This is a genomic window from Micromonospora sp. NPDC047793, assembly GCF_040642635.1.
In the GTDB taxonomy this organism is placed as follows: domain Bacteria; phylum Actinomycetota; class Actinomycetes; order Mycobacteriales; family Micromonosporaceae; genus Micromonospora.
In genome coordinates this window covers 507,086-532,143 of the sequence record NZ_JBEYSG010000001.1, presented here as the reverse complement: position 1 = coordinate 532,143, position 25,058 = coordinate 507,086, and the positions used below count along the sequence as shown (strand labels likewise).

The window sequence follows — 25,058 nt, the reverse complement described above, 5'->3', positions numbered from 1 at the left end:
GTGTTGCCATGAGCGGCGATCGGGTGGTCGTGGTCGGCAACGGGATGGCCGGTGCCCGGTTGGCGAGCGAGCTGCGCGGGCGGGGCGGGGACCTCAAGGTCACCGTGCTCGGCGCGGAGCCGCATCGGGCGTACAACCGGATCATGTTGTCCACGCTGCTCACCGGCAAGATCAGCGAGCTGGACGTGGAGTTGGCGGAGGCGGCCGGGCGGGGGGTCGACGTCCGCACCGGGGTCACCGTCCGGGCCGTCGACCGGGCCGCCCGGGAGGTACGCACCGACGACGGCGACCGGATCCGTTACGACCATCTGGTGCTCGCCACGGGTGCGCGGGCGGTCGTGCCGCCGTTGCCCGGTCTCGATGCGGCCCACCTGCCGGACCGGGTGGTCGCGTTCCGCACGCTGGACGACTGCCGGCGCATCATCGCGACGGCCCGGGGTGCCCGGCGGGCGCTGGTGCTCGGGGGCGGGCTGCTCGGCCTGGAGGCGGCCCGGGGGCTCGCCGCCCGGGGGCTCGGCGTCGCGGTGGTGCACCGGGTGCCGTACCTGATGGAGCGGCAGCTCGACGCCGTGGCCGCCACGATGCTGGCCGGTACGCTCGCCGACCTGGGGGTGACCACCCACCTGGCCGTCACGCCGACGGCGCTCGCGGCCGACGCCTCCGGGGTACGCCTGGAGCTGTCCGACGGCCGGTGCCTCGACGCCGACCTGCTGGTGCTCGCCTGCGGGGTACGCCCGGAGACCGCCCTGGCCGAGGCGGCCGGACTGGCGGTGGACCGGGGTGTGCGGGTCGACGACCGACTGCGGACCGGCGATCCACGGGTCTCGGCGATCGGCGACTGCGCGCAGCACGGCTCCGCGCCGACGGGGCTGGTGGCACCGGCCTGGGCGCAGGCCCGGGTGGTCGCACACCTGCTGACCGGCGAGGATCCGTCGGCCCGGTACCGGCCCCGGCCGGTGGTGACCCGGCTCAAGGCGGCCGGCATCGACCTTGCCTCGATGGGCGACCCGACCGGCGGCCCGGGCGAGGAGCTGACCTTCGCCGACCCGGCCCGTGGCACGTACGCCCGGTTGCGGATCCACGACGAGCGGCTGGCCGGCGCGATCCTGCTCGGCGACAACCCGTCGGTGGGCACCGTCGTCCAGTTGTTCGACCGGGGTCAACCGGTCCCCGCCGACCGACGGGCGCTGCTGCTGGGCCGGTCGCTCGGTGGTGCGGTCGCGGCTCCGGCCGCCTCCCCGGCGTTGATGCCGGACGCGGCCACGGTGTGTCAGTGCAACACGGTCAGCAAGGGCGCGCTGGTGGCCTGCTGGCGCGGCGGAGCCCGGACCGTCGACGAGGTCGTCGCCCGGACCAGGGCCGGGACCGGCTGCGGCGGTTGCCGCGACGCGGTCGCCGGCATCGTCGACTGGTTGTCCAGATCGGATCCGGTGGAGGTGGGACGATGACCGGTGGCAACGTGGTCGTGATCGGCAACGGCATGGTCGGGCAACGGTTCGTCGACGCGGTGCGGTCACGCGACCCGGGGGGACGGTGGCGGGTCACCGTCCTCGCCGAGGAGACCCGACCCGCGTACGACCGGGTGCGGCTCTCCGCGTTCTTCGACGGGGCCGACGCGGACGAGTTGAACCTGCACACCCCGCACGACGGCGTCGAGTTGCGCCTCGGCGAGGCGGCCACCGGGGTGGACCGGGCCCGTCGGGTGGTGTCCACGGCGACCGGCGAGCACCCGTACGACGTGCTGGTCCTGGCCACCGGGTCGTCGGCGTTCGTGCCGCCGGTGGCGGGTACGGACCTGCCGGGGGTGTTCGTCTACCGGACGCTGGACGACCTCGCGGCGATCCGCGAGCACGCCCGGGGCCGACGCACCGGCGCGGTGATCGGCGGCGGTCTGCTCGGCCTGGAGGCGGCGAACGCGCTGCGCCTGCTCGGTCTGGCCACCCGCGTGGTGGAGTTCGCGCCCCGGCTGATGCCGGTGCAGGTCGACACCGCCGGTGGCGCGATGCTGCGCCGCTACGTCGAGGAGTTGGGGGTGGCCTGTCACCTGGGGGTGGCGACCACCGCGTTGCGACCCGGCCCGGACGGCGCGGTCGGCGGCCTGGAGCTGGCCGACGGCACGCTGCTCGACGCCGACGTGGTGGTGGTGGCCGCCGGCATCCGTCCCCGCGACGAGGTGGCCCGTGCGGCCGGACTGGAGGTCGGCCCGCGCGGTGGGGTGCTGGTCGACGACGCCTGCCGCACCTCCGACGAGCGGATCTACGCGGTCGGCGAGTGCGCGGCGGTGCAGGGCACCTGCTACGGCCTGGTCGCCCCCGGGTACGCGATGGCCGAGGTGGTGGCGGATCGGCTGGTCGGCGGGGAGGCCACCTTCCCGGGTGCGGACACCGCCACCAAGCTGAAGCTGCTCGGCGTCGACGTGGCCTCCTTCGGTGACGCGCACGGCACCACGCCGGGTTGCCTGGACGTGACCTGGACCGATCCGGCCACCCGGGTCTACGCCAAACTGGTGCTCTCCGACGACGCGACGACGCTTCTCGGCGGCGTGCTGGTGGGTGACGCGTCGGCGTACCCGACGTTGCGGGCCAGCGTCGGCGGGCCGTTGCCGGCCGCGCCGCTGGCGTTGCTCGCCCCGGAGCAGGCGGCGGGCGCGACGGCGGGCGCGCTGCCGGCGTCCGCCCAGGTCTGTTCCTGCAACGCGGTCACCCGGGGCGACGTCGACGCGGCGATCGCGGGCGGCTGCGCGGACGTGCCGGCGCTGAAGGCGTGCACCCGGGCCGGCACCAGTTGCGGTTCGTGCGTCCCGATGCTCAAACAGTTGCTCGACGCGGCCGGTGTGGTCCAGTCCCGGGCGTTGTGCGAGCACTTCGACGTCAGCCGGCAGGAGCTGTTCGACATCGTCCGGGTACGCGGCATCCGGACGTTCTCCCGGCTGATCGCCGAGCACGGCCGGGGGCGGGGCTGCGACATCTGCAAGCCGGTCGTCGCCTCGATCCTCGCCTCGCTCGGCAACGGGCACATCCTCGACGGCGAGCAGGCGTCGTTGCAGGACACCAACGACCACTTCCTGGCGAACCTGCAACGGGACGGCAGCTACTCGGTGGTGCCGCGGATCCCGGGCGGGGAGATCACCCCGGAGAAGCTGATCGTGATCGGTGAGGTGGCCCGCGACTTCCGGCTCTACACCAAAATCACCGGCGGGCAGCGGATCGACCTGTTCGGCGCCCGGGTCGACCAGTTGCCGCAGATCTGGCGTCGGCTGGTCGACGCCGGTTTCGAGTCCGGGCACGCGTACGGCAAGGCGCTGCGGACGGTGAAGTCCTGCGTCGGCTCCACCTGGTGCCGGTACGGGGTGCAGGACGCCGTCGGACTGGCCGTCGCCCTGGAGCTGCGGTACCGGGGACTCCGCGCGCCACACAAGCTCAAGTCAGCGGTCTCCGGCTGCGCCCGGGAATGCGCCGAGGCCCGCAGCAAGGACTTCGGCATCATCGCCACCGAGACCGGCTGGAACCTCTACGTCGGCGGCAACGGAGGCTTCCGGCCCCGGCACGCCGACCTGTTCGCCACCGACCTCTCCACCGAGGCGCTGATCAGGACGATCGACAGGTTCCTGATGTACTACGTCCGCACCGCAGACCGGCTGCAACGCACCGCCGTCTGGATCGAGGCGATGGAGGGCGGGCTCGACCACCTCCGCTCGGTGATCGTCGACGACTCGCTCGGCCTCTGCGCGGACCTGGACGCCGCGATGGCCCGACACGTCACGTCCTACTCGGACGAGTGGCGGGACGTGCTCGACGACCCGGACCGGCTGCGCCGCTTCACCTCCTTCGTGAACGCGCCGGACGTACCCGATCCGTCGATCACCTTCGCCACCGAACGCGGACAACCCGTCCCGGTCGGCGGCCGACCACCCGCACCCGACGGCCGCCAGCCGGTCACCCTCGGCCTGCCGGAGGTACGGCGATGAGCATCGCGACGACGCTGCGCTGGCACGTGGTCTGCCCGCTGGACCGGCTGGACCCGGACCGGGGCGTCGCCGCCCTCGTCGACGGGGTGCAGGTGGCGGTCTTCCGCACCGGAGACGGGTTGTACGCGATCGACAACCGCGACCCGGTCGCCGAGGCGTACGTGCTGTCCCGGGGCATCGTGGGCAGCCGGCAGGGCGTGCCGACGGTCGCCTCGCCGCTGCACAAGCAGGTGTACGACCTGCGCACGGGGGTTTGTCTCGACCTGCCCGGCGTCGCCGTGGCCCGGCACGAGATCCGTTGCCGGAACGGCATGGTCGAGGTGCGGCTGCGACAGGAGGGGTGAATGGGCGAGGAACTGGCCGGCTTCACCATCGGGGTGACCGCCGACCGACGGCGGGACGAACTCGCCGCGCTACTGCAACGGCGCGGTGCCCGGGTGGTGCTCGCTCCCGCCCTGCGGATCGTGCCGCTCGCCGACGACACCGAGTTGCGCGAGGCGACCCGTACCTGCCTCGACCGGCCACCGGACGTGTTGATGGCCAACACCGGGATCGGCATGCGCGGGTGGCTGGAGGCGGCCGAGGGCTGGGGCCTGGCCGAGCCGCTGCGCTCCGTGCTCGGCGGCGCGTACGTGGTGGCCCGGGGGCCGAAGGCCCGGGGGGCGATCCGCGCCGCCGGGCTGCACGACCAGTGGTCCCCGGAGTCGGAGAGCTGCGACGAGGTGGTGGACCACCTGCGTCGGCGGGGAGTCGCCGGGCAGGTGATCGCCATGCAGTTGCACGGCGAGCGGCAACCGGAGTGCACCCGCGCTCTGGAGGACGCCGGTGCCACGGTCATCGAGATCCCGGTCTACCGGTGGGCCCCGCCGACCGACCCGGCCCCGCTGCACCGGCTGGTCGACCTGGTGGCCAGCCGGTTGGTGGACGCGGTCACGTTCACCTCGGCACCGGCCGCGGAGGCGTTGCTGCGGGCCGCCGGTGACCGGACGGAGACGGTGCTGGAGGCCCTGCGCGGTGACGTGCTGGCCAGTTGCGTCGGCCCGGTCACCGCCGAGCCGCTGGTACGCCGGGGCGTGCCGGTGAGCGCGCCGAGCCGGGCGAGGTTGGGTGCGCTGGTCCGCACCATCGTCGACGAGTTGCCCCGCCGGACGGTCACCATCAAGGCCGCCGGACACCTGCTCACGTTGCGGGGCCACGCGGCGGTGATGGACGGTGACCTGAGACCGCTGGCCCCGGCACCGATGGCGGTGCTGCGGGCACTGGCCCAGACACCGGGTCGGGTGCTGTCGCGTACCGCCCTGTTGCGGACCCTGCCGCGTGGCGCCGACGAGCACGCGGTGGAGATGGCGGTGGCCCGGCTCCGGGCCGGGCTGAAGGCCCCCCGGGTGGTGCAGACGGTCGTCAAACGCGGGTACCGACTCCGGGTCGACTGACCGTACGCGGGAGCCCGCCGGTGGAGGTCCACCGACGGGCTCCCGCCGACACTCAGCCCACCGGGGTCGGAAAGCCCCGGTCGTGTTCGGCCTGCAACCGCGCCATGGCGTGCTCGACGACGGTCATCAGCACCCGCTTGACCGAGTCCCGCTGCCGGGCGTCGGTCAGCACCAGCGGTACGTCCGGCGAGATGGCCAGCGCCTCGCGGACCTCCTCCAGTTCGTACTGCTGCGCGCCGTCGAACCGGTTCAGCGCGACCACGTACGGCAGCTTGCGGCTCTCGAAGTAGTCGAGCGGAGCGAACGCGTCGGTGATCCGGCGGGTGTCCACCAGCACCGTGGCACCCACCGCGCCCCGAATGATCTCGTCCCACATGAACCAGAACCGGGTCTGCCCAGGTGTGCCGAAGAGGTACAGGATCAGGTCCTGTGCCATGGTGATACGGCCGAAGTCCATGGCGACCGTGGTGGTCTCCTTGCCCGGCACCTTGGACGGGTCGTCGATACCGACGCCCGCTGCGGTCATCACCGCCTCGGTGGTCAGCGGTGTGATCTCCGAGATCGCCCCGACCAACGTGGTCTTGCCGACACCGAAGCCACCCGCGACGACGATCTTCGCGGAGATGATTCCCCGGCTCTGGCGGGCCCCGGCGGGGTCATAGCTCGCGAAGTCCACTCAGCACCCTTCCCAGCATTTCCATCCGCTCCTCGAAACCTGTGGCGGGAGCGGCCGTCTGTAGCGTCAACAGGCCCTCGGCCACCATGTCGGCGACCAACACCCGGGCGACACCCAGCGGTAGCCGGGTGTACGCGGCGATTTCCGCCAGCGATTCGGGCCGGCTCTCGCAGACCATGGCGATGCGATGCTTGTCATGCCCGGCAAACCGCGACTCGGCGATCTGGGTGGGGCTGGCGACCAGCACCGCTTCCAAGGCGATGTCCTGCCGCGGCTCGGTCCGTCCCCGGGTGACCGCGTACGGCCGCACCAGTGCACCACGCGGGTCACGTCGGTGTTGCTCCATCCGCGATCACCTCCTCTCCCCTCCGCCGGCATGTCGCCACCGGATCTCCTCCGTACCGGCGCGGGGTTGCGCCGGTCCTGTCCCTGTTATGACCGCACCGCGTCCCGGGGCAGCGGCACCAGCGCCGCGCCGACCCGCTCGACCAGCAGTGCCATCTCGTAGCCCACCTGCCCGACGTCGCAGCTTCGCGCCGCGAGCACGGCCATCGACGACCCGTCGCTGATCGACATCAGGAACAGGTAGCCGCTGTCCATCTCGATGACCGTCTGCAGCACCCCGCCGGCACTGAACATCCGCGCGGCGCCCTCGGTCAGGCTCACCACGCCGGAGGTGATCGCGGCGAGCTGGTCCGCCCGGTCCCCCGGCAGGTCACGGGAGGAAGCGAGTAGCAGTCCGTCGGCGGACACCGCCACCACGTGGGCGATACCCGCCACGCTGTCGGCGAAGTTGGTGAGCAGCCAACCCATGTCCTGCATGGCCGCTGGCCTGTTCATCGGCTCGTCTCCTTGGTCGAGGTGCTGTCCTGGCTCGCTCCGGCCGTCCGTCCGCGCTGCACGCCACGGTGGTAGGCCGAGAGCAGACCGCGTACTTCGTCCGGCGTACGGCGGCTGCGCTCACGTCCGCTGCGGGGCTCGATCCCACCGGGGACGAGCTGCTGCTGCGGCACCCGCTTGGGCAGTCCGGACCGGGTGGTGCCGGCCGGGGTCGGCTCGGCCGCCTTGCTGGCCCGCGTCCAGCCGTCGTCGGCCGCGGTCCGCCAGGCGTCGGACTCCGAGGCCTGCGGGGCCGCCGGCGACGGCGCCGGGGGCGGCGTGGCCGAGGTGGCCGGTGGCGGTGCCGCCGGTGGTGGCGCGGCGGGCGGAGTCACCGTGGGCAGTGGCGTGGTCGCGGCGGTCGTCGCGGTCGACGCGGCCGGTGACGACTGGTACGCGGGTGGCGGCGCGGGCTGCGCGGCGGCAGCCGCCCCGGGTGTACGTGTGGGCAACGGGCTCCGTCCCCGAGTCGGCTCGACGGCCGGCGCGGGTGGGCCGGCAGCCGGCTGCGGCGGCTCGTCGAACTGCGGTCGGCTGAAGATGGCGGTGGCGTCGTTGCCGTGCGAACGGAACCAGACCGCCTCCATCTCGCGGAAGATCGGCGCCTCGGCCTGGGGTTCCGGCGGGGCGGTGATCGGCGCGGTGGCCTGTGGTGCCGTGGCGGCCAGGCTGGCGCCCAAGCCACGGAAGGGGGTGTCGGTCTGCGGGGTCGCACCCACACCGAACGCGGTCGGTGCGCTCATCGGTGCCCCGGCGACCGGACCGGCCGGCAGCGCCGGGTCGGGCCGGGCGGCGGGCGGTGCGCTCCGCTGCGGCAGCGGATCGAGTGACGGCTGGGCGACCGTCGGCGTGCCGGCGTTGAACCCCCCCGCGAAGGCGGGCGGTGCGGTACGGGCCGGCGGGGCCGGCGGCTCCGGGGTCGGGGCCGGGTTCGCGGTCGGCCACGGCGCCGACGAGGGGGTGGTGTCGCGCCACCGCTCGGTCAACGTGGCGAGGTTGGTACGACCGGTGCCGGTGAGCGGCTCACTGGGGGCCGGCGGCGTCGGGGTCTGCTCGACGGCGAGCGGCTGACGCGGCCGGGTGATCTGGTCGCGGCCCCGCAGGCTCGGCAGGATCACCGTCGAGGCCGGCAGGGTGATCTGCGCCACGGTGCCGCCCTCGACGTTGCGGCGCAGCTCGACCCGGATGCTGTAGCGGGCCGCGAGGCGGCTGACCACCGCGAGACCCATCAGCCGGAAGGCGGCCACGTCGACGGTGGACGGCGCGGCGAGCCGGCGGTTGAGCGAGTCGAGCTGCTCGTCGCTCAGCCCGAGGCCCCGGTCCTCGATCTGGATGAGCACGTAGTCGCGGATGCGGCGGCCGTCGGCGACCACGGTGGTGTTCGGCGGCGAGAAGCGGGTGGCGTTGTCGAGCAGCTCGGCCACCAGCCGCACGACGTCGTTGACCGCGTGCGCGGCCACCGAGACGTCGGTGTCGACGGTGCCGAACTCGATCCGGTTGTAGAGCTCCACCTCGGACTGCGCGGCGCGCAGCACGTCCACCAGCAACGCGTCGTCGCGACGCGGCACGGCCGAGTCCGCGCCGGCCAGCACCAGCAGGTTCTCGTCGTTGCGGCGCATCCGGGTGGCGAGGTGGTCGAGCTCGAAGAGCTGGGCGAGCCGCTTCGGGTCCTCCTCGCCACGTTCGATCGCGTCGAGTTCACCGATCATCCGGTCGACCAGGGTCTGACTGCGCCGGGCCAGGTTGAGGAACATCGCCGAGACGCTGGTCCGCAGGGCCGCCTGTTCGGCCGCGACCCGGACCGCCTCACGGTGTACGACGTTGAAGGCCAAGGCGACCTGTCCCACCTCGTCGCGGTTGTTGAGCTGGATCGGGTCGCGTACCTCGCGGACGATCTCGTCGACGCTGCCGTCGCTGACGTTGCCCATGCCCTGGAGGCGGCGCACCGCCTCGGGCAGGTCGTGGTTGGCCACCGAGAGCGCACCCTCACGCAGCCGGCGCAGCGAGTGGTTCAGCGAACGGGCCAGCACCACGGCCAGCGTCACCGCGATGATCAGGGTGAGCAGCACCAGCGTCGACTCGACGATGGCCTGCCGGATGACGTCCGTCCGTGCCTGTTCGGCCTGGGCGAGCAACTGGTCCTGAAGCTCGATCTCGGCCCAGCGCATCAGCTCGTTGACCGCGCCGATCGCTGCGGTGGCGTCCTGCGCGCTGACCGGCGAGCGGTTGCCCACCGAGCGGCTGATGTCGGTGGCGATCCGGTCGGCCAGCACCACCGCGTCACCGGAGACGGTGCTCTCGACCAGGGCCCGCTGGGCCGGGTCGGCGGCCAGCGAGAAGGCCAGCAGCGCCTCCTGCTGGCCGGTCAGGGTGGCCACGAACGCGGAGAACTGTTCGTTGTCCAGCCGGCCACGGGTCAGCGCCGTGAAGGCGATCGACTCCTCCTCGGCGACGGCGGCCTTCGCGCGGGCGAAGGCGGCCACCGCGCGGCGGGTGTCGGCCAACCGCTCCTCACCCGGCAACTGGGCCAGGCCGTCGCCGTAGGCGACCAGGTCGGACAGGACCACGCCGTACCGCAGGGCCGCCTCGGCGACCTCCATCTGCGAACGGTCGAGCACCTCCTGCCGGGTGCCGTCCAGCGTGTCCAGGTGCGTGTCGATGGTCCGTAGGCGGTCGCCGACCGCGCTGGGCACCTCACCGACCTTGGACCGCTCCGCGCGGTACGCCTCGATCCGCTGCTGGGTCTGCCGGACCCGGAGGTTGTACGCGTCGGCCTGCGGCTGCGGCTGGGCCAGGTAGGCCGCTGCCGCCATCCGTTCGGCGTGCAGGTCGTTGGTGAGCGCGGAGATGTTGATGGACAGTGCGGTCAGCGATCGGGCCTGGGTGGCGTCGTACGCGCCCTCGCCGACAGAGACGAGACGGACGGTGGCCAGCGCGATGACCGCGGCGACCGGCACGACCAGAATCAGCGCCAGCTTGGACCGGATCCGGGCGTCACGCAGCCGGAACAGGCGGCGAGGCGCCTTCGGCACGGCGTCACCGCTGGCGGGCAGGGTCGTCGGTCCGGTGCTCACGACATCGCCTCCGTCGTTTTCTCCACGCCTGGCCCGTCGATCCGTGCATGGAGCGACGGCCAGCGCCACGCGCGGCACGGCCGCGATTTCATCAGACGAGATCGTGTTTGGGAAGCCGCAGGCGGGCAGGAATCGGTCGGACGTCGCGCATCCCGTGATCCGGTCAACTAATACCTACATTTCCACAGCGCCCTGATCAGGGCATGTAACTCCAGAGTGGCGAAGCATGTCGCCACAGTGAGCAACGGAAAACATCTGGTTACCCCAACATGTGGGATCGGCGTCCCGAAACGCCTCCAGTGGTCCCGCTTGACCGCAGCGCCCGGCATTGGCAAGGTTTTGCAGGCTTCGCGCACACGGTACGGCAGACCCTTCCCGATTATCCACAGTGGACGGTTGCCGACACCAGTGACCGGGCCCCGCCCGCGCCACACCAGGAGGACTGAGTTGACCCCCTTCCGCTCCGCGACCGCCACGGCGCTCGCATCCACCCTGCTGGCCTCCATGCTCGCCGGCTGCCAGTTCGGCGGAGAGGCGAGGGACACGAGCCCGATCGTCATCGCCGCCGACCTGGAGCTCTCCGGAGCAGCGGCCGGGGTCGGCAAGGCGTACCGGCAGGCACTGGAACTCAAGGTCGAACAGTTGAACGCCTCGGGTGCGCTGAACGGCCGGTCGATCGATCTGCGGGTGAAGGACAATCGTTCCGACGCCAGTGAGTCGCTGCGAAACATCGCGGACTTCAGCAACGATTCGGCGGTCAGCGCCATCATCATGGGCGGCTGCAACGAATGCGCGGTCGGCGCGGTGCGCACCATCAACGAAAAGCAGATCCCGACCATCGCGCTCGCCGCGGCGGGCGCCATCACGAGTCCGGTCGCAGAACGACGGTACGTGTTCAAATTGGCACCGAACGCAGCCGACAGTGCCGACGCGCTCACCGTCGAACTGCGCCGCCGCAGCATCGACACGATCGGCATTCTGCACACCGAGGACACGTACGGCCGGGAGGGTGTCACCGCGCTGCAGCGCGAGTTCGACAACGCCGGCATCCAGGTGGTGGCCCAGGCCTCGGTCCGGGCCACGGACACCGAGGTGGACGGGCAGGCCAGCACGCTGGCCGCCGCCAACCCGGAGGGGATCATCATCTGGACCTCGCCGGAGCAGGCCATGCTCGCCGCCGCAGCGGTGAAGCGGGCCAACTTCTCCGGGGCGCTCTACCTCGACGCCGCCGCGGCCGGTGACCTCTTCCTCGGGTCGGCCTCGCGGGCGGTGGAGCGGGCGACCCTGGTGTTCACCCAGACCATGGTGATCGACGACGTCATCGCGACCACCCCGGCGAAGGCCGCCCGCCGCCAGTGGTTCCAGGACTACACCGCCCGCTTCGGCGGCTACCACGGCTCGTCCTCCTTCGCGGCGGACGCCGTCCAGCTCATCGCCGACGCCGAGCTGCGCTCCGGCGGCCCGGCCGGACAGGTCGACCGTGACGGCCTCCGCGACGTGCTGGAGACGTCCCAGTTGGACGGCCTGTCCGGACCGATCCGGATGACGCCGGACAACCACTCCGGGCTGATGCCGCAGGCGCTCACCACGCTGGTCGCCCGGAACGGCCGGTGGCGTCTGGCCGGCTGAGCCGGGTCAGCGGCTGGAGGTGGTCTCGCGCACCCAGGGCAGGCTGCGACGCTCGACGAGCACCAGCACGGTGTACAGCAGGATGCTGACCAGGGCGACGAGGATGATCGCCGCCCACGCCGTGGCGGTGTCACCGATGCCCGCGTACTGCTGGATGACGAAGCCGAGACCACCCTCACCGGCCTGGAACTCGCCGATCACCGCGCCGATCGCGGCCAGCGGCATGGCGACCTTGAGCCCGACGAAGATCTGCGGCAGCGCGGCCGGGAAGCGGACCTTACGGAACGCCTGCCAGCGGGAGGCGTTCCAGGACCGGACCAGCTCGGCCAGCTCGGCCGAGGTGGTGGTCAGGCCGGTCGCGGTGGAGAGCACGATCGGGAAGAAGCAGAGCAGGAAGACCATCGTCAGGATGGGCTTCTGACCCCAACCGAGCGCCACCACCAGCAGCGGGCCCAGGGTGATCTTCGGGACCGCGTTGACGGCGACCAGCAGCGGGGTGAACATCCGCTCGACCGTCCGCGAGGCGGCCAACGACAGTCCGATCAGCACACCCGCCACCGCCGAGAGCAGGAAGCCGAGCAGGATCTCGCCGGTGGTGGTGACGGTGTGTTCGAGCAGTCGGTCCTGCCCCATGCGGAACGCGGTCAGCACGTCGCCGGGAGGCGGCAGGGCCGCCGGGTGGACCAGCTCCAGCCGGGCGACCAGCCACCACACACTGAAGGCGATCAGCAGGCCGGCGGCTGGCAGCAGCGCGGACGTCGCGCCGTCCCGCAGGTCTCCCGGCCGCCACCGCCGGCCACGCGGTGCGGCCGGGGCCGGCTCCGGGGCGGGCGTCGCCTCCGGCTGCCGTGAGCGGACGTCGGTCATCGGATCCTCCTGCGGTTCGGGTGGTCAGACGCGGGATCGGGGTACGCCGTACCGGCTGACCGGCACGGCGTACCCCGCGGTGGAACTGGAACGGACTGGTCGACCTCAGGCCTTGGGGGCCAGGTTGAAGTCGATGATCTGGTCCGGGCTGAGGTCGGACTTCAGCGCACCGGCACCGCGCAGGATCGCGATGCTCTTGGCCACCCGGCCACTGTCCAGCGTGCCCAGAGCGGTACCGGAGTTGCTCGACCGGACGTACCCGGCCATCAGCTGCAGCTCGGCGGCGGCAGCGGCGGGCACCACGGCCTCGACGTTCTTGGCCAGGATCTCGGCGGCCTCCTGCGGGTTCTCCAGGGCGTACTCCAGGCCCTTGAGCAGGGCCGCGGTGAACCGCTTGACCATCTCCGGCTTCTCGGTGGCGACCTGCTTCGAGGTGATCAGCACGTTGCCGTAGAGGTCCTGCATCACGTTGCTGTACGGCAGCAGGACGGCCTTCTTCTTGGTCACCGCCTCGATGGTGGGCTGACCGACGACGAACTGGCCGATGCCGTCCACCGAGCCGGAGGCCAGCGTGCCCATCAGGGTCTGGGCGTCACCGTTGACCCAGGTCACCTTGTCGTAGTCGATGCCGGCCATCCGCGCGTACGTCGGGAAGAGGTTCCGGACGACCGAGCCGGGGGTGTCGGCGAGCTTCTTGCCCTCCAGGTCCTTCGGCGTGCTGATGCCGGTGCCCTCGACGGTCGCGATGGCGGCCATCGTGCGCTGCTGGATCGCCGCCACCGCGACGAAGTCCTTGGCCTGGCCGTTGCCGAGCTGGAGCAGACCACCGGTCAGGTCGATCGGGCCGAACTGCGCCTGACCGCCGACGATCGTCTGGATCACGGCGTTGGTGCCCTGGCCGGGCTTGATGTCCACGTCGAAGCCGGCGTCCTTGAAGAAGCCCTTCTCCTTCGCCACCCAGGCGTAGGCGTCACGCCCGAAGTTGCCGAACGAGGTGAGGTAGGTCACCTGCTCCATCGAGGAGCCGACGTTGTCGTCAGCGTCGTCCGAGCCGCTGCCGCACGCGGAGACCAGGGCGAGCGCGGTGGCCATCGTGGCCGCGGCGACCGTACGGGTCAGCCTTCTCATCAGTACACCTTGTCCTTTCCCACCGGAGGCGTCGCGGGCCTCCGGGAGGGGATGTTGGGGCGGTACCGGCAGCCGGGACGGAAGCCGACACCGCGTATCGAGGGGACTCTTCGCGGGCACAGCGTACGAGAACCTCACCTTTGCGACGCCAGGCATACCGGGTTGCGGAACGGAAACAACTCATCTCCACCCCGGACGGTGAGATAACGGTGGAGACCGCTAACCTTTGGGCGGAATCCTGACTACTCACTCAGGGAGGCCGTCGGAGATGATCCGCCTGTCCGAGGTTTCGCGCACCTTCGACGGCCGTAGTGGCCGCGTGGAGGCGCTGCGCGGCATCAACCTCGACGTGGCCGACGGCGAGTTCGTCGCCATCCTCGGTCGCTCCGGCTGCGGCAAGTCGACCCTGCTCCGGCTGATCGCCGGTCTGATCCCGGTCACCTCCGGCGAGATCACCGTGGGTGGCGAAACGGTCACCAAGCCGCGCCGCGACATCGCCATGCTGTTCCAGCGGCCGGCTCTGCTGCCGTGGCGCACCGTGCTGGACAACGTCCTGCTGCCGGTGGAGATCTTCGGCTGGAAGCGCGCCGACTACCGGGACCGTGCCCGGCAACTACTCGACGTGGCCGGGCTGGCCGGTTTCGAGAAGCGGCTGCCGCACGAGCTGTCCGGCGGCATGCAGCAGCGGGTGTCGCTCTGCCGGTCCCTGATCGGCGACCCCCGCGTGATGCTGATGGACGAGCCCTTCTCCGCGCTGGACGCGCTCACCCGGGAGGAACTGTCCGGGGAGTTGCAGCGGGTGCACATGCGCAGCCGGGCCACGGTCGTCTTCGTCACCCACTCCATCGACGAGGCGGTACTCCTGGCCGACCGGGTGATCGTGCTCAGTCCGCGCCCCGGCCGGGTCCGCAAGATCGTCGACGTGGCCATCCCCCGCCCCCGCACCCTCGGCCGCCACGCGCACCTGGCGGAGGTCGCCCAGGTCAGCGCCGACCTGCACGAGCTGCTCATGGAGCGGGACCACCCCGCGACCGCCGGTACGCGGCGGTGACCATGCGGGTCACCGTCTTCACCGAGCCGCACCGGGGCGCCAGCTACGACGACCAGCTCCGCTTCGCCCGACTCGCCGAGGACGGCGGTTTCGAGGCCTTCCTCCGCGCCGACCACTACCAGTCGATGAGTGACGCGCCGGCGCTGCCCGGCCCGACCGACGCCTGGCTGACGCTCGCCGCGCTCGCCCGGGAGACCAGCCGGATCCGGCTCGGCACCCTGGTCACCTCCGCGACCTTCCGGCTGCCCGGTCCGCTCGCGGTGATGGTCGCCCAGGTGGACCAGATGAGCGGCGGCCGGGTCGAGCTGGGCATCGGCGCCGGATGGTACGCCCGCGAGCACACCTCGTACGGCATCCCGTTCCCCGGCACCAGCGAACGCTTCGACCGGCTCACCGAGCAGCTCGACGTACTCACCGGACTGTGGCGGACCCCGTCGGGCAGCACGTACAGCTACAGCGGCGACCACTACCAGTTGGTGGACGCCCCGGCGCTGCCCAAGCCGGTGCAGACCCCGGGGCCGCCGATCATCATCGGCGGACGCGGTCCCAAGCGCACCCCGGACCTGGCGGCCCGCTTCGCCGACGAGTTCAACGTGCCCTTCACCGACGTCGCCCGGACCGCCGAGTCCTACGAGCGGGTACGCGAGGCGTGCGACCGGGTCGACCGCGCCGGCACCGGCCGGGCACCGCTGGTGCTCTCCGCCGGCATCGTGGTGGCGATCGGACGCACCGACGCGGAGGCCCGACGACGGGCGGCACCACTGCACGTGACCAGCGCCCTCCCGCCCGAGGAGGCGGTGGTCGGCTCTCCGGAACAACTGGTCGACCGGATCGGCGAGTTCGCGGCCGTCGGCACCGCCCGCGTACACCTGCGGTTGGTCGACCTCGACGACCTGGACCACCTGGAGCTGATCGCGGCCGAGGTGCTGCCCCGACTGGAGGGAACCCGATGACCGAGACCCCCCTCGACCTGCCCACGCTCGGCCCGGTGGGCCAGGAGGTCGTCTTCGAGAACGACCGGGTCCGGGTCTGGCACATCCGGCTGGAGCCGGGTGAGCGGCAGCCGCTGCACCGGCACGACCACCCCTATCTGGTGGTGGCGGTGCAGGGTGCGAAGAACGTGGTGCAGACCATCGACGGCACCACGATCGACGCGGACGAGCCGACCGGCGGCGTGGTCTACCGCGACCCGGGCGCGGTGCACATGCTGACCAACGTCGGGGACACGACATACCTGGCTCGCCTGGTCGAGCTCAAGTAGACCCGCCGGACGCAGGTAGCAGCCGTCCCACGGCGCGCCGGTGGCGATCGGCCGCCACGGACCGTAACGTGCCGACCATGGCCCATCGGACCTTGAGCCGGCTACTGCTCACGGCGTTCGGCGTCAGCCTGCTGGCCGCCGCCGGTCAGCTGGGCGTCGCCTTCGGCTTCGGCATTCTCCGCCTCACCGGCGCCTTCACCGGCACCACAGTCAACCAGTGGCCGGCCCAACTCGTCTGGGCCGGGTGGTTCGCGGCGAACGCCGCCGTCGTCGGCGCCGTACTCACCGAACGTCTCGCCGAGCGCCACGGTGGGCTCACCGGTACGCATCGTCAACTGGCCGTGGCGTGCAGCGCCGCGCTGGGAGCCGTCGTGGTGGCGCCGCTGTGCATGCGACCGGCCCGCGCCGTCGAACTCGTCTCGGTCGACCCGGTCTGGGCCGTCGCCATCTGCGCCGTCCTCGGTGCGGTGGTCGGCGCGGGCGCCGCGCTGGCCGCCCTGCTCCGGCCGGCCTTCGCCTGGAACATGGCCGGCATCGCCGGCGCGGTGTGGCTGCTGGCGCTGCTGTCCGTCGCACCGTCGCTGGCCGCGACCGGGCCACTGACCCCGGTACGCCTCGGCGTGCTGGAACCGAGTTGGCTCTCCGCCGACGCGGCGCAGCGGTTGGCCCTGCTGCTCCTGCCGCTGATCGGACTGCTGGCCGGTGCCGCGACCGGCGCCCTGGCGCGGTGGCGCGGGCAGCCGCCGCTGATCAGCGGCCCGAGCGGGGTGGCCGGGCCGATCCTGGTGGCGTTCGCCTACCTGGCCGCCGGTCCTGGCGACGCGAGCGATCGATACCAGCTCGCGCCCTACTACGGCGCCCTGATCACGGTCGCGGTCGGTGCCCTCGGGTCGGCCGCCGCCGCGCTGCTCCCCCTCGCCGTCCTCGACCGCGACACCGCCGACAGCGCCGGGACCGCCATCGAACCGACCGCGATCCTGCAACCTCTGCCGGCCTCCCCCACCCTGCCGACGTCGGCCGCGCGTCCCGCCGACCGTCCGGCCGGCACCGGGGCCGCCGCCGGGGCCGTCGTGGTGGCCGACCCACCCGGCGGTACGCACACCAGCCCCGGCCTGCCGACCACCAGCCCCGGCCTGTCGGCCACGGGCGACGTGTCGCCACCGCACTGGCACTGGCCCGGCGAGCCCGCTCCCCCGGTGCCCGCCACGCCGGACGGACCGCCGACCGGCACCTCGCCGAGGCCCGGCGTCCCGATCGCCGCCGGCCCGACCATCGACGGCGACCTCGCATCGGCCGCCGACGGGACTTCCTCCGCCGCAGTGGAGGACTCGACCGCCGGCACCCCGTCGACCACCGGCACCCCGTCGGGCAGCGGACGACCGGACGAGTCGGACGCGGACACCGGCTCCACCGCTGCTGGTCCCCTCTCCGACGGCGCCGCTCGCGGCGACGTCTCCGACGCGGCCCCCGATTCCGCCATCGGTGCCGACCACGAGACGCCCGAGACCGACCACGACGCGACCACGGCCGACCGCGACGCGACCACGACCTCCGACCCCGGCGCGGTCACCGACGCCGGCCCCGGCGCCACCCGGCCCACCGCCGTCGACCTGGACACTCTCGGCACACCGGCCCTCGCCGTCCAGGCGACGGACCCGCTGCCGAGCGGTCCCGAACGTCCGGACCAGCCGATGACCGGCGCGATCAACGGGCCGTCGTCAGGCGGGCCCGACCCGGTCGGCGACGGCGGTGACCTCACCCCGACGGCGGGCCGGGCACCCGGGCGTACCCGCACGCCACGTCCCCTCGCCGAGCCGCCGAACCGGGCCGTGCCGGCAACCCGGTCCGGCGACCAGGCCCGGTCGTCGAGCCCGTTCGACGATCCGAGCCCGAGCGCGTACACGCCGCCGCCCTGGGACGGGCCGAACCAGAGCGGCGGTACGGATTCCGCCGACACCGTGCCCGTGCCGCCGGGCGCCGATCCCGCGTCGGCGCACGACGACGGGGTACCGACCGACGGCGGTCTGCCGGACGCGGCGGTGACACCGGCGGCCCGTCCGGCGGAAGGGCCGGAGACCGCACCCTGGCCCCGACACCGGCTCCCGTTGCCCGACCTGAACACGACGGAGTCCTGGAACGCCTTCGCACCGGCCCGCCGCCCCGACCCGGCCGACGAGACCGCGCCGCCGACCGGATCGGGCACCGACGGACCGTCGGACGACGCCGCCGACCGGGTCGACTCCACCACCGGGCCCGACCCGGCGGCAGCCGCCCGGGACGTCTCGGCGGCCTTCGCCAGTGCCGCTCCGGCGGTCTCCACCGACCCGGCGGCAGCCGCCCGCGACCTGACGGCCGCGTTCACCAGACCGCCCGTCCCCCGTGCCGAGCCTGCCGCGCCGGAGCACGAGCGGGAGAAGGGCCGCCGGGGACTGTTCCGGCGCAGCCGGCCCCGCCCCGCGGAGACCGAGCCCGCGGAGCAGGAGGAACCGCTCGCCGCGCAGGACGAGGAGTACGTGGACTGGGTGGCCGGGCTCGGCCGCCCGTCGATCGAGGACGAGCCGCTGCCGAAGGAGACCCGCCGCCGACTGCGGCCGACCGGCCGGCACCACCGGGAGTAGCCGGGACGGTCGTCAGGCCAGCGGCAGGTACACCCGCCCGCCGGAGGCGAGGAACTCCTCGGACTTGTCCTGCATGCCCCGGGCGGCGTACTCCTTGAGGTCCTGACTGATCTTCATGGAGCAGAACTTCGGCCCGCACATCGAGCAGAAGTGCGCGGTCTTCGCCGGCTCGGCGGGCAGCGTGGCGTCGTGGTACGACCGTGCCGTCTCCGGGTCGAGCGAGAGGTTGAACTGGTCCTCCCACCGGAACTCGAACCGCGCCTTGGAGAGCGCGTCGTCCCAGGCCTGCGCGCCCGGGTGCCCCTTGGCCAGGTCCGCCGCGTGCGCCGCGATCTTGTACGCGATGACCCCCGCCTTGACGTCGTCACGATCCGGCAGCCCCAGGTGCTCCTTGGGCGTGACGTAGCAGAGCATCGCGGTGCCGAACATGCCGATCATCGCCGCGCCGATGGCCGAGGTGATGTGGTCGTACGCGGGCGCGACGTCGGTGGTCAGTGGACCGAGCGTGTAGAACGGCGCCTCGTGGCACCACTCCTGCTGGAGGTCCACGTTCTCCTTGATCTTGTGCATCGGCACGTGGCCCGGTCCCTCGATCATCACCTGCACGTCGTACTCCCAGGCGATCCGGGTCAGCTCGCCCAGCGTCCGCAGCTCGGCGAACTGGGCCTCGTCGTTGGCGTCCGCGATCGAGCCCGGCCGCAACCCGTCGCCGAGCGAGAACGTCACGTCGTAGCGGGCCAGGATCTCGCACAGCTCCCGGAAGTTCGTGTAGAGGAAGTTCTCCTCGTGGTGCGCCAGGCACCAGGCCGCCATGATCGATCCGCCCCGCGACACGATGCCGGTCACCCGGTTGACCGCCAGCGGCACGTACGGCAGCAGCACCCCGGCGTGCACCGTCATGTAGTCCACGCCCTGCTCGGCCTGCTCGATCACGGTCTCCCGGAACACCTCCCAGGTCAGCTTCACCGGGTCGCCGCCCACCTTCTCCAACGCCTGATAGATCGGCACCGTACCGATCGGCACCGGCGAGTTGCGCACGATCGACTCGCGGGTCTCGTGGATGCGCTTGCCGGTGGACAGGTCCATCACGGTGTCCGCGCCCCACCGGGTCGCCCAGGTCAACTTCTCGACCTCCTCGGCCACCGAGGAGGTCACCGCCGAGGTGCCGATGTTGGCGTTGACCTTGACCAGGAACGCCTTGCCGATGATCGCCGGCTCGCACTCCGGGTGGTTGATGTTCAGCGGCAGCACCGCCCGACCGGCAGCGATCTCGTCCCGGACGAACTCCGGTGCCATCCCCTCCCGGATCGCCACGAACTCCATCTCGGGCGTGACGACCCCGGCCCGCGCGTACGCGAGCTGCGTGGGACGGTTGCCGTCCGCCCCGCCCAACGGGGTTCCGGCACCGCGTACCGGGGCGACGTCCCCCCGCTCGGCGATCCACGGTCCCCGCAACGGCGGCAGACCGACCTCCGGGTCCGAGCCCGGCCCGGCGGTGTCGTAGAGCCGGACCGGCGGGTTGTCCCCGGTCAGCTCGACCTCCGCGAACGGCACCCGGACGTCCGGTCGCGAACCCTCGACATAGACCTTGCGACGTGCCTGCATGACAGCCTCCCTCGCCTAAGCGGACCAGCCGAAGTGGTCCATCGGGCCGCGTCCCGCGCCCAACTCCCAGTCCCGCGCACCGGCCAGCGCGCGGGTGACGTACTCCTTGGCGGCGGCGACCGCCGCCGGCACCGGGTCGCCCAGTGCCAGCCGCACGGCGGTCGCCGCCGAGAACGAACAACCGGTGCCGTGCGTGTGCCGGGTCGGCACCCGTGGGGCCCGCAGCACCGTCGTGCCGTCCGGACCGTGCAGCACGTCCACCGCCTCATCGCCGGTGTCCACGTCACCGCCGGTCACGATCACCCACTCGGCTCCGCCCGCCGCCAGCGCCCGCGCCGCCGCCGTCATCTCCGCCACGCCGGTCACCGGCGCCCCGGTGAGGGCGGCGGCCTCTGCGCTGTTCGGCGTCGCCACCCGGGCGTACGGCAACAGCCGCTCCACCGCCTCCACCACGCCGAGACGATGTCCACTGGTGGCGACCAGCACCGGGTCGACCACGAGTTGCGGCAGCCGACCGGCCGCCGCCGCCTCGGCGATCGCCTGCGCCACCGCCGGCGTACCGAGCATCCCGGTCTTGACCGCGCGCACCTCGAAGTCGGACAACACGCTGTCCAACTGGTCGCTGACCATCTGCGGCGGCAACGGCAGGACCGCGTCCACCCCCCGGGTGTTCTGCGCGGTCACTGCGGTGAGCACACTCGTGCCGTACGCACCGAGCGCGGCGAAGACCTTGAGGTCGGCCTGGATGCCGGCACCGGCACCGGAGTCCGAGCCGGCGACGGTGAGCACGGTGGTCGGGGTTGTCACGTGTCTCCTCTTGGCTTGGTTCTTGCTTGTTCTGGGTTGCGGTTCAGGGCTGCGGCCGACCGTGCCCACTCCGGGCGGTCAGGCTTGATCCCTGCGTGGGCACGGTCGGCCGCAGCCCGTCGTGGGCGTTGCCCGTCGGGACGGGTCGGTGGGGGGCGGCTTTGGGGGCACTGCCTCGGGGGAGTCTCGCGGGGTGGGGTGGGGCTGGGGGCTGCTTCTGGAGAAGCTCGTGGTGGGCGATGGTGAGGGTGGTGGCGACCTGGTGGGGGTCTCGGGCGCGCATGATGGCGCCTTGCACGGCCACACCGGTGGCGCCGGCCTCCACGCAGGCCCGGACCTGTGCGGGAGTCTCGATGCCGCCCAGAGCGAGAACGGGCACGGGGCTGCGACCCACCAGGGCGGCCAGGCCGTCGGGGCCCAGCGGTGGGCCGTGACCGGGCTTGCTGCGGGTGGGAAAGACCGGTGACAGGGTCACGTAGTCCTCGGTGGTGAGTCGGTCCAGCTCCGCCTCGTCGTGGCAGGAGCGGCCGACCAGGTCGGCGACGGGTGGCGGGTACGGGCCGGCGGCCGGCAGGTGGAGCGCGACGAATGCCCCGCCGAAGGTGCTGGGGATCCGCGGGGCGGGCTCGGTCTCGGGCAGGAGCGGGTCGGGGCCGGCGACGATCAGGGTGCCGCCCGCCTCGGCCAGGATCGGTCGCAGCTCGGCGGCGAGCACCAGGCGCTCGACACGCGGCAGGTCCTTCTCGCGCAGCACCACGCACCGCACTCCCCCGGCGACCGCCTGCGCCACCACATCGCGCAGGTCCCCCCGCGCCGCCCGGCGATCCGTCAACAGCACCACACCCGAGACCAGCTGGAGCTTGGTACGAAGAGTCTCCTGGAGGGGCGGGTCAACACCAGGATCGGCGACGTGGCGGGTCACAGGTCTGGTCGACCGTCGTCGGGCGTGGAGGCGAGCGCGTGGAAGCGACGCGGAATACGTCCCGCGCCGTACGCGAGGCGGCCCGCCTCGATCGCGTACCGCATCGCGGTGGCCATCGCGACCGGGTCCTCGGCCCGGGTGACGGCGCTGGCCAGCAGGACAGCGTCACAGCCCAGCTCCATGGCCAGGGCCGCGTCCGAGGCAGTGCCGATGCCCGCGTCGAGGATCACCGGGACCGTCACGTCCTGACGGATCAGCCGGATGTGGTGCGGGTTGTTGACGCCCAGCCCTGAGCCGATCGGCGCGCCGGCCGGCATCACCGCAGCGCAACCCACGTCGGCCAGCCGCCGGGCCAGCACCGGATCGTCCGACGTGTACGGCAGCACGGTGAACCCGTCGTCGACCAGTTCCTCGGCGGCGCGCAGCAGCTCCACCCCGTCGGGCAGCAGCGTGCGCTCGTCGCCGATCACCTCCAGTTTGACCCAGTCGGTGTCGAACGCGTCCCGAGCCAGCCGGGCCACCTTCACCGCCTCACCTGCGGTGTAGCAGCCGGCCGTGTTCGGCAGCAGACGTACGCCACAGCGGTCCAGCAGGTCGAGCAGGCCGCCCGAGCCGACCGCGACGGTGTCCACCCGGCGCAGGGCCAGCGTGACCAGCTCGGTGCCGGAGGCACGGATCGCCTGCTCCAGCACGTGCAGGTTGGCGGCCCCGCCCGTGCCCAGGACCAGCCGGGAGCCGAACCGGACCCCGCCCAGCTCGAAGCCCTTCGTGCCGGCGTCCACCTCGTGCCCGTCAGTCGACGGTGTGCGGTCCATCCCGCTCACCCGCCCTGGGCGGCGCTGAGCACCTCGACCCGGTCGCCGCCCCGCAGCACCGTCGCCGGCCAGTCGGTACGCGGCACCACCTCGCCGTTGACCGCCACCGCGACGCCGCGCGGCTGCGGGGTCACGTCGCGGACCAGTTCGGCGACCGTGACCTCGTCCGACACATGGCGTCCGACACCGTTCACCGTCAACTCCATCAGGCATCCTCCGTTCACTGCGCAGGTCGGGTGGCGTCGCCGGACGCGCCGAGGCCGTCCCCCGGTCCGACGTGGGCAGCGGACGTGCCGAAGCCCTCGCCCGGTCCGGCGTCGGCGACGAACGCGCCGAACCGGTCACCCGGCCCGACGTCGGCGGCGAAGCGCTCGGGGCGGAACGGGCTGCCGATGGTGTCGGCGGTCGCCCCGGTCACCAGGTCGGTGATCAGGTCGGCGGTCACCGGGGTGAGCACGATGCCGTGCCGGTGGTGACCGGTGGCGACCAGCACGTCCGGCCGGCCCGGCAACGGACCCAGGATCGGGGCGTTGTCCGGGGTGCCGGGGCGCAGCCCGGCGATCGCCTCCACCAGGTCGTACTCGGCCAGTTCCGGCAACAGATCGGTCGCGGCACGCAGCAGTCGCAGCACCGCGCCGGCACCGACCGCCAGATCGGAGCGCTCCTCGACGGTCGCCCCGACGACCACCTCACCGTCGTCGCGGGGCACCAGATAGACGTGCTCGCCGTCGGCGTACCCCCGGATGACGTGCCGGAAGCCCGGCGGGCCGCCGTCGGGCGCGCGCAGCCGCAGCACCTGGCCCTTCACCGGGCGGACCGGCAACCCGGTGAGGGCGGCCGCGCCGCAGCCGGCGGCGATCACGGTCACCCGGGCGCGGACGTCGGCCGGTGTCCGCACCGGCTCCGGGACCACCGTCGCACCGGCCCGCTCGGCGGCGAGTCGCAGTGCCGGCACCAGTCGGCGCGGGTCGACCTGGTGGTCGGTGGCGGCGAGCGCCCCACCACGGACCCGGACCGCCAGCGCCGGCTCGCGGTCGCGCAGCTGCGAGGGGCGCAGCGGCGTCACCGGCAACCCCAGTCCCTGCTGGTACGCCCAGAGGCGACGCGCCTCGGCGAGGTCGTCGGCGGTGAGCCCGACCATCAGCGTGCCCTCGGTGCGGTAGCCGATGTCGGCGCCGGTCGCCTCGGTCAGCTCGGCGGCGAACGCCGGCCAGCGGGCGGCCGACTCGGTGAGCAGGGCGGTCAGTTCCTGCTCGCCGAAGTACGCCTCGGCCACCGGCGCGAGCATCCCGGCGGCGACGTGCGAGGCACCCGAGCCGGGCGCGGGATCGTGCACCACCACCCGCAACCCGCGCGCCGCACAGCGCCAGGCGATCGCCAGACCGATCGGCCCCCCACCCACGACAGCTACGTCGGGTGTAAGGAAGGGCCCCCTACTAACGCCTGCGGTAGAGGAAGGGTCCCCTGCTAACACGTCAACGCTCCGATCAGCTCCGCCGCGACGCGAGCCGGATCGGCGGCGGCCGAGAGCACACCGACCACCGCCACCCCGTACGCCCCGGCGGCGCGCAGCGCGGGCACGTCCGCCAGCCTCACCCCGCCGATGGCGTACACCGGCACGGTGACCGCCTCGGCCACCGCCCTCAGCCCGGAGACGCCGATCGCCGGCGGCAAACCGTCCTTGGTGGTGGTGGCCCGGCACGGACCGACGCCCAGATAGCTCGCGCCGGCACCGACCGCCTCGGTGGCCGAGGCCGGTTCGCGGGCGGTGGCCCCCAGCACGGCGGCCGGGCCGAGCACCTGCCGGGCCGCCGCGACCGGCAGGTCGTCCGCGCCGACGTGACCACCGGCCGCGCCGGTGGCCAACGCCACATGCAGCCGGTCGTTGACCAGGCAGTCGACCGCGTACGGCGCGCAGAGGGCGAGGACCCGTCGGGTCAGGTCGTACGCCTCGCGGTCGGTCGCGGAGTCCTCGACCCGGACCTGCACCAGGAGTTCGGTACGGGCCACCGGCAGTACGGCCCGGAGCACGGCGAGCGGATCCCGCCCGGGCCGGGTGTCGGTGATCAGATGCAGTCGTCCCAGGGACGGCACGGCAACTCTCCTCCCTGCGCCGGCATTACCCGGATCAGGTTCGACGGTCGGGGGCTCACAGCCCCCCTCTCAGCCCGGTCGACCGGGCTCCCGTGGGTCACTTGCGTGGCCACCGTACGACAGATCCGCTGACCTGCCAAGGTGCGTCCCGCCAGGGGGGCCTGCTCCGCCGCCGGCGTTAGGAGGGGTCCCTTCCTCTACCGCAGGCGTTAGCAGGGGACCCCGCCTTGCA

Annotated in this window: 21 protein-coding genes, 1 pseudogene and 1 riboswitch; of the genes and pseudogenes, 9 read left to right on the top strand and 13 right to left on the bottom strand. The window is 72.9% G+C overall.

Translation table 11 applies throughout. The features are described from left to right. Positions 1-8: 8 nt before the first annotated feature. Genes ABZ738_RS02475 through ABZ738_RS02460 form a run of 4 tightly spaced genes read left to right on the top strand, consistent with a single transcriptional unit; the run spans position 9 to position 5,400 of the window. Complete coding sequence (locus ABZ738_RS02475; RefSeq protein WP_176095228.1) at positions 9-1,448, top strand: FAD-dependent oxidoreductase; 1,440 nt, start codon at positions 9-11, stop codon at positions 1,446-1,448. Beyond that, on the top strand, positions 1,445-3,967 hold the full coding sequence (gene nirB, locus ABZ738_RS02470) for a nitrite reductase large subunit NirB (protein ID WP_131055222.1): 2,523 nt from the start codon (positions 1,445-1,447) through the stop codon (positions 3,965-3,967). The genes ABZ738_RS02475 and nirB overlap by 4 nt, the downstream gene beginning before the upstream one ends. Further along, positions 3,964-4,311 carry a nitrite reductase small subunit NirD gene (gene nirD / locus ABZ738_RS02465; protein WP_131055220.1) on the top strand — a complete coding sequence of 116 codons (348 nt, stop codon included), beginning with the start codon at positions 3,964-3,966 and terminating at the stop codon, positions 4,309-4,311. Before nirB ends, nirD begins: the two co-directional genes overlap by 4 nt. After that, positions 4,312-5,400 (top strand): uroporphyrinogen-III synthase, encoded by a 1,089-nt coding sequence (locus ABZ738_RS02460; protein WP_131055218.1) that lies wholly within the window; start codon positions 4,312-4,314, stop codon positions 5,398-5,400. It begins immediately after the preceding gene. Between the two features lie 52 nt (positions 5,401-5,452). Here ABZ738_RS02460 and ABZ738_RS02455 read toward each other — a convergent pair whose 3' ends face one another. From ABZ738_RS02455 to ABZ738_RS02440, 4 genes are all read right to left on the bottom strand, one after another. Continuing rightward, positions 5,453-6,076 carry an ATP/GTP-binding protein gene (locus tag ABZ738_RS02455; RefSeq protein WP_131055216.1) on the bottom strand — a complete coding sequence of 208 codons (624 nt, stop codon included), beginning with the start codon at positions 6,074-6,076 and terminating at the stop codon, positions 5,453-5,455. Continuing rightward, the gene (locus ABZ738_RS02450; protein ID WP_117226208.1) at positions 6,057-6,422 is read right to left on the bottom strand and encodes a DUF742 domain-containing protein; all 366 of its coding nucleotides are present in this window, start codon (positions 6,420-6,422) and stop codon (positions 6,057-6,059) included. The genes ABZ738_RS02455 and ABZ738_RS02450 overlap by 20 nt, the downstream gene beginning before the upstream one ends. A gap of 86 nt (positions 6,423-6,508) precedes the next feature. Beyond that, on the bottom strand, positions 6,509-6,916 hold the full coding sequence (locus ABZ738_RS02445) for a roadblock/LC7 domain-containing protein (protein ID WP_007465177.1): 408 nt from the start codon (positions 6,914-6,916) through the stop codon (positions 6,509-6,511). Beyond that, positions 6,913-10,029, bottom strand: a complete 3,117-nt coding sequence (locus ABZ738_RS02440; RefSeq protein ID WP_357210439.1) for a sensor histidine kinase — start codon at positions 10,027-10,029, stop codon at positions 6,913-6,915. Before ABZ738_RS02440 ends, ABZ738_RS02445 begins: the two co-directional genes overlap by 4 nt. Positions 10,030-10,476: 447 nt before the next feature. On the opposite strand from ABZ738_RS02440, the gene ABZ738_RS02435 reads away from it, so the two are divergent. Continuing rightward, the gene (locus tag ABZ738_RS02435; RefSeq protein WP_131056511.1) at positions 10,477-11,658 is read left to right on the top strand and encodes an ABC transporter substrate-binding protein; all 1,182 of its coding nucleotides are present in this window, start codon (positions 10,477-10,479) and stop codon (positions 11,656-11,658) included. Positions 11,659-11,664: 6 nt separating this feature from the next. On the opposite strand, the gene ABZ738_RS02430 is transcribed toward ABZ738_RS02435, so the two are convergent. Beyond that, positions 11,665-12,525, bottom strand: a complete 861-nt coding sequence (locus ABZ738_RS02430) for an ABC transporter permease (protein WP_176095231.1) — start codon at positions 12,523-12,525, stop codon at positions 11,665-11,667. A gap of 105 nt (positions 12,526-12,630) precedes the next feature. Then, complete coding sequence (locus ABZ738_RS02425; RefSeq protein ID WP_131056595.1) at positions 12,631-13,653, bottom strand: ABC transporter substrate-binding protein; 1,023 nt, start codon at positions 13,651-13,653, stop codon at positions 12,631-12,633. Positions 13,654-13,921: 268 nt separating this feature from the next. On the opposite strand from ABZ738_RS02425, the gene ABZ738_RS02420 reads away from it, so the two are divergent. From ABZ738_RS02420 to ABZ738_RS02405, 4 genes are all read left to right on the top strand, one after another. Then, positions 13,922-14,704: an ABC transporter ATP-binding protein gene (locus ABZ738_RS02420; protein WP_131056597.1), complete on the top strand. Its 783-nt coding sequence runs from the start codon at positions 13,922-13,924 to the stop codon at positions 14,702-14,704. A 2-nt stretch (positions 14,705-14,706) separates the two neighbouring features. Next, on the top strand, positions 14,707-15,657 hold the full coding sequence (locus ABZ738_RS02415) for an LLM class F420-dependent oxidoreductase (protein WP_131056601.1): 951 nt from the start codon (positions 14,707-14,709) through the stop codon (positions 15,655-15,657). Further along, positions 15,654-15,965 (top strand): cupin, encoded by a 312-nt coding sequence (locus tag ABZ738_RS02410; protein WP_131056599.1) that lies wholly within the window; start codon positions 15,654-15,656, stop codon positions 15,963-15,965. Before ABZ738_RS02415 ends, ABZ738_RS02410 begins: the two co-directional genes overlap by 4 nt. Positions 15,966-16,042: 77 nt before the next feature. Next, the gene (locus ABZ738_RS02405; RefSeq protein ID WP_357210433.1) at positions 16,043-18,583 is read left to right on the top strand and encodes a hypothetical protein; all 2,541 of its coding nucleotides are present in this window, start codon (positions 16,043-16,045) and stop codon (positions 18,581-18,583) included. A 12-nt stretch (positions 18,584-18,595) separates the two neighbouring features. Here ABZ738_RS02405 and thiC read toward each other — a convergent pair whose 3' ends face one another. The 7 genes and pseudogenes from thiC to ABZ738_RS02370 form a co-directional block, all read right to left on the bottom strand. Next, entirely contained in the window at positions 18,596-20,188 is a 1,593-nt protein-coding gene (gene thiC, locus ABZ738_RS02400; RefSeq protein ID WP_131055163.1) for a phosphomethylpyrimidine synthase ThiC, read from the bottom strand. Between the two features lie 15 nt (positions 20,189-20,203). Then, the gene (gene thiD / locus ABZ738_RS02395; RefSeq protein ID WP_131055161.1) at positions 20,204-20,995 is read right to left on the bottom strand and encodes a bifunctional hydroxymethylpyrimidine kinase/phosphomethylpyrimidine kinase; all 792 of its coding nucleotides are present in this window, start codon (positions 20,993-20,995) and stop codon (positions 20,204-20,206) included. 265 nt (positions 20,996-21,260) lie between these two features. Beyond that, positions 21,261-21,833, bottom strand: a pseudogene (locus tag ABZ738_RS02390) (thiamine phosphate synthase); the annotation flags it as partial. Positions 21,834-21,913: 80 nt separating this feature from the next. After that, a complete protein-coding gene (locus ABZ738_RS02385) occupies positions 21,914-22,732 on the bottom strand; it encodes a thiazole synthase (RefSeq protein WP_131055159.1) in 819 nt (272 codons plus the stop codon). 5 nt (positions 22,733-22,737) lie between these two features. Beyond that, positions 22,738-22,938: a sulfur carrier protein ThiS gene (thiS, locus tag ABZ738_RS02380; RefSeq protein WP_131055157.1), complete on the bottom strand. Its 201-nt coding sequence runs from the start codon at positions 22,936-22,938 to the stop codon at positions 22,738-22,740. A 14-nt stretch (positions 22,939-22,952) separates the two neighbouring features. Further along, positions 22,953-24,206 (bottom strand): glycine oxidase ThiO, encoded by a 1,254-nt coding sequence (gene thiO, locus ABZ738_RS02375; protein WP_357210427.1) that lies wholly within the window; start codon positions 24,204-24,206, stop codon positions 22,953-22,955. Next, complete coding sequence (locus tag ABZ738_RS02370) at positions 24,200-24,826, bottom strand: thiamine phosphate synthase (RefSeq protein WP_357210424.1); 627 nt, start codon at positions 24,824-24,826, stop codon at positions 24,200-24,202. The genes thiO and ABZ738_RS02370 overlap by 7 nt, the downstream gene beginning before the upstream one ends. Then, positions 24,821-24,929, bottom strand: a riboswitch (TPP riboswitch). Its footprint overlaps the gene before it by 6 nt. Positions 24,930-25,058 lie beyond the last annotated feature (129 nt).

What these genes read in the sequence shown, in the direction of transcription:
- ABZ738_RS02475 (WP_176095228.1), top strand. Translation starts at nt 9, where the DNA reads ATGAGCGGCGATCGGGTGGTCGTGGTCGGCAACGGGATGGCCGGTGCC.
- nirB (WP_131055222.1), top strand. Translation starts at nt 1,445, where the DNA reads ATGACCGGTGGCAACGTGGTCGTGATCGGCAACGGCATGGTCGGGCAA.
- nirD (WP_131055220.1), top strand. Translation starts at nt 3,964, where the DNA reads ATGAGCATCGCGACGACGCTGCGCTGGCACGTGGTCTGCCCGCTGGAC.
- ABZ738_RS02460 (WP_131055218.1), top strand. Translation starts at nt 4,312, where the DNA reads ATGGGCGAGGAACTGGCCGGCTTCACCATCGGGGTGACCGCCGACCGA.
- ABZ738_RS02450 (WP_117226208.1), bottom strand. Translation starts at nt 6,422, where the DNA reads ATGGAGCAACACCGACGTGACCCGCGTGGTGCACTGGTGCGGCCGTAC.
- ABZ738_RS02445 (WP_007465177.1), bottom strand. Translation starts at nt 6,916, where the DNA reads ATGAACAGGCCAGCGGCCATGCAGGACATGGGTTGGCTGCTCACCAAC.
- ABZ738_RS02430 (WP_176095231.1), bottom strand. Translation starts at nt 12,525, where the DNA reads ATGACCGACGTCCGCTCACGGCAGCCGGAGGCGACGCCCGCCCCGGAG.
- ABZ738_RS02425 (WP_131056595.1), bottom strand. Translation starts at nt 13,653, where the DNA reads ATGAGAAGGCTGACCCGTACGGTCGCCGCGGCCACGATGGCCACCGCG.
- ABZ738_RS02420 (WP_131056597.1), top strand. Translation starts at nt 13,922, where the DNA reads ATGATCCGCCTGTCCGAGGTTTCGCGCACCTTCGACGGCCGTAGTGGC.
- ABZ738_RS02415 (WP_131056601.1), top strand. Translation starts at nt 14,707, where the DNA reads ATGCGGGTCACCGTCTTCACCGAGCCGCACCGGGGCGCCAGCTACGAC.
- ABZ738_RS02410 (WP_131056599.1), top strand. Translation starts at nt 15,654, where the DNA reads ATGACCGAGACCCCCCTCGACCTGCCCACGCTCGGCCCGGTGGGCCAG.
- ABZ738_RS02405 (WP_357210433.1), top strand. Translation starts at nt 16,043, where the DNA reads ATGGCCCATCGGACCTTGAGCCGGCTACTGCTCACGGCGTTCGGCGTC.
- thiC (WP_131055163.1), bottom strand. Translation starts at nt 20,188, where the DNA reads ATGCAGGCACGTCGCAAGGTCTATGTCGAGGGTTCGCGACCGGACGTC.
- ABZ738_RS02385 (WP_131055159.1), bottom strand. Translation starts at nt 22,732, where the DNA reads ATGGACCGCACACCGTCGACTGACGGGCACGAGGTGGACGCCGGCACG.
- thiS (WP_131055157.1), bottom strand. Translation starts at nt 22,938, where the DNA reads ATGGAGTTGACGGTGAACGGTGTCGGACGCCATGTGTCGGACGAGGTC.